The sequence below is a fragment of the Roseateles sp. P5_E1 genome (assembly GCF_054049335.1).
In genome coordinates this window covers 1-853 of record NZ_JBFUMN010000156.1, presented here as the reverse complement: position 1 = coordinate 853, position 853 = coordinate 1, and the positions used below count along the sequence as shown (strand labels likewise).

The 853-nt window shown below is 71.6% G+C and carries 1 protein-coding gene and 1 pseudogene; both read right to left on the bottom strand.

What is annotated here, in order from left to right:
• Nucleotides 1-211: pseudogene (locus ACXJKJ_RS30305) on the bottom strand (hypothetical protein); the annotation flags it as partial.
• Nucleotides 208-853, bottom strand: a 646-nt coding sequence (locus tag ACXJKJ_RS30300) for a class I SAM-dependent methyltransferase (protein WP_457395098.1), incomplete at its 5' end; no start/stop codon positions are given. The gene ACXJKJ_RS30300 and the pseudogene ACXJKJ_RS30305, both read right to left, overlap by 4 nt.

Below are 853 nucleotides of genomic sequence, written 5' to 3'. Positions count from 1 at the left end.
AGGTGTAACCGCGCGGCTTGTGCAGCATCAGGGTCAGCCCCTGCGGGGGGTCCAGCGGCTCGCCCTCGACCCGGATCGCCTCGTGCGCGATCACGTCATCGGCATACAGCACCTCGCCGTCGGCATCGGTGACCAGGCCGGCGCGGAACATCCCCTGCACCTGCTTGCGGCTGCCATAGCCGAGGTTGGCCAGAAGCTTGACCAGTTTCATGCACGGTCCCAGTTGCGGCCGCGCGGGCTGTCCTTGACCCGGGTCGGCTCGCGGGTGCGGCCGGTGTCCTTGGCCTTGGTCGCCTGGATCAGCTTGAAGCCGTCACGTTCGGCGGCCACGCGGACCTGGCCGAAGCTGTCGTTGAGGATCTGCTCGTACGGCAGGTGGCGGTTGGCCACCAGCCACATCCGCCCACCCGGGCGCAGCGCCTGCGCGGCCACGGCGATGAAACGCTGGCCGATGTCGGGGCGGTCGGCACGCGACGGAGTGTGGAACGGCGGGTTGGTGACGATGAAGTCGTACTGGCCTTCGATGCCGGCGGTGACGTCCTGCCAGTGGTAGGCCAGCGCCGCGGGCTTGTTCAGCGCGCACAGGTTCTCGCGCGCCAGCGCCAGGGCGCGGCCTTCGGCCTCGAACAGGTCCAGCCCGGTCACGCCCGGGCAGCGCGCCAGCACTTCAGCCGACAGGTAGCCAAAGCCGGCGCCCAGGTCGGCGCCTCGGCCGGCCAGGTCGGCCGGCAGCTGCTCCACCAGCAGCGCCGAGGCCGGGTCGATGCGGTCCCAGGCGAAGATGCCCGGACGGCTCTGGAAGCGGCCGCCCAGGATCGCCCGCGGCGCGTCCAGGGTCGCCCAGCGCTGGGCC